The organism is Bradyrhizobium sp. P2_E8, from assembly GCF_056403875.1.
Genome location: NZ_JBFUES010001116.1, coordinates 1 through 2268, shown reverse-complemented (window position 1 = coordinate 2268; position 2268 = coordinate 1). Strand labels below are relative to the sequence as shown.

General features: G+C 62.9%; 2 protein-coding genes. One reads left to right on the top strand and one right to left on the bottom strand.

Annotation, left to right across the window (positions count from 1 at the left end; translation table 11 throughout):
* A partial coding sequence (locus AC1D00_RS37420) for an ATP-binding cassette domain-containing protein (RefSeq protein ID WP_477014127.1) occupies window positions 1-399 on the top strand: 399 nt, incomplete at its 5' end.
* Here AC1D00_RS37420 and AC1D00_RS37415 read toward each other — a convergent pair.
* Window positions 318-1565, bottom strand: a complete 1248-nt coding sequence (locus AC1D00_RS37415; protein WP_477014126.1) for an FAD-dependent oxidoreductase — start codon at window positions 1563-1565, stop codon at window positions 318-320. The two genes, AC1D00_RS37420 and AC1D00_RS37415, sit on opposite strands and share 82 nt — an antisense overlap.
* Window positions 1566-2268: the final 703 nt, after the last annotated feature.

Genomic DNA, 2268 nt, shown 5'->3' with positions numbered 1-2268 from the left:
GGCGGCCAGCGCCAGCGCATCGCGATCGCGCGCGCGATCATCCGCAACCCGTCCGTGCTGCTATTGGACGAAGCCACCTCGGCGCTGGACCAGACCACGGAGGCTGCGATCAACCGCACGCTGCTCAAGGTCGCCAAGGGCCGCACCATGATCTGGTCGACCCACCGCCTGACCTCGGTGGTCGAGATGGACGAGATCATCGTGATTTCAGGGGGCAGGGCGATCGAGCGCGGGTCGCATGCCGAGCTGCTCGCCAGGAACGGCACCTATCGCAAGCTCTGGAACGACCAGATCCACCAGCCGCATGGCGCGGTGGCTCAGGCCGATGACGACAGCGACGGTGACGACGAGGATGAAGACGACCTCGAGGATGATGATGAGGACGACGAGGAGGAGTGACCGAGGACGTTCGGCTCCAGATCGAAGGCGCCTCCAAGCGGCCGCAGCAGGCCTTGAGCCGACCAGGCGATGAAGCGCGCCCAGCGCTGCGCGGTCCAGTAGGGGCTCGTCGCGGTCGAGACTGAGCGGAAGTCGAACGCCTTCGCTGCCGACCACGCGTCGCAGGCTTGCTTGACCGGATCGGCGTAGAAACCGGCGATCTTGGCCGCATTCATCCCGTCGGAGGAAAGCCAGTGCGGGATATAGACGTTGCAGAGCCGCTCGACGTYGGTGAAGACCTTGTCGCAGCCGGTGCCGGCGACGGGACAGGAGGTCGAGAAGGCATCTCCGACCAGCACGATTCCAGGCTGGCCGCGAGGGTCGTTCACGTAGAGATCGACCGGGCGGACCTTCAGCTCACCGGGGATGTCGAAGGAGCCGGTGATGCGCTTGAGCCGGGGCAGGGCGGCGTCCAGCGTCTCAGCGGGTGCACGGCGCAGCTGGCGCAGCCAGGGATCGTCGAAGCCGCGGTAGACGAACAGATTGGCGCGCATCCGCGTGCCGATCGGAAACAGCGTGATGTAGGGGATGCAATCGCTCGGCCGCTCCGAGAAATAGGTCAGCGCCGGGAAGTCGAACGAATTCCGTCCCGCCGGCACCACGTCGAACCCGATCGAGATCGAATGGCAGGCGCTGACGACCTTGCGGGCGATGCCGAGCTGGTGGCGCAGGCCGACGTTCAGGCCGTTGGCCAGCACGACCAGGCGGGCCGATATCGTCTCGTCGTTGGAGAGCGTGATCTTCTGCCGCTCCGGACTGGTCTCGACCGCCAAGGCCTTGGCGCAGATTCGCTCGACTGTGGCAGGGATTTCGTCGCGGACGGCGTTGACCAGCGAATCGTAGAGGATGTTGAACTGCCGGCTCGGCGCCTTGTCGAGCAGGCGACCGAAGCGGGCGATCCAGTTCTCGCCGGCAAAGGTCGCGCGGCGCAGCACTGATTCTGCGATTCCGGTCTTCAGGAATCGCTCGACCTGCACGTGGCCGCTGAGTTTTTCGACTCGAAAGTCCGGCGGATAGCTCTCATGCGGATCGATCAGCACCGTCGAAATACCGGCGCGGCCGAGCATTGAGGCGGCGATCGAGCCGGACAATCCCCCGCCGATAATGGCAATGTCGGTGTACCGCATGGGGCCAATCTCCGCCGAAGGCGGCAGTTTGACGCATCAACAGGAAAAAAAGCCTTAGCTGGGGTTATAAAAGTATATATCACCCGGATATAAATAGATCTAGGGCTAGCGGAATGGGCACGTCGTTCCCACATCGTGGAAGCGCGGCGAGGGCGGCCAACAGGCGAATTCCATAGGCGCGAGAAGCGCTTTCTGACTGTCGTTTCGCCTTGACTTGATCGATTCCCACTTATAGAAAGCGCCTCACTTAACGACAGGCGGTGAGCATCGCCAACGTCGGAACGGGCCACCCGTTGATCCCTCAGGGGTCGTTGAAGACGGGCACCAACCTCGACGAATGCCGCTCAAACGCTGTCGATCATAGCTAGGCAATGCCAGTGCGATTTTAGGTCTCTAGAGCTCGTTCTCTTGAGATCGAATTCGGATGCATGACCTCGGTGCGCGGGCCGCAGCTTTATGCTGATTGGCCTGAAACTGCGGTCCTCTGTGGCGTCGTAACGCTTTCCGCTCGGTGATGGAGCGGTTGGCGCAATTTCGCTTTGTGCGGATTGTTCCGTGCAGGGCGACCTCGTCGGGCGGGTGGCCCGAACAGAATTGCGGTTCCGGCAACGGGCCGCGCCAAGACAGCGGACCCGGAAGGGACCGCGGCAGAACAAAGGGTAAGGCCAGGATGCCGACGATCAACCAGCTGATCGCTCAACAC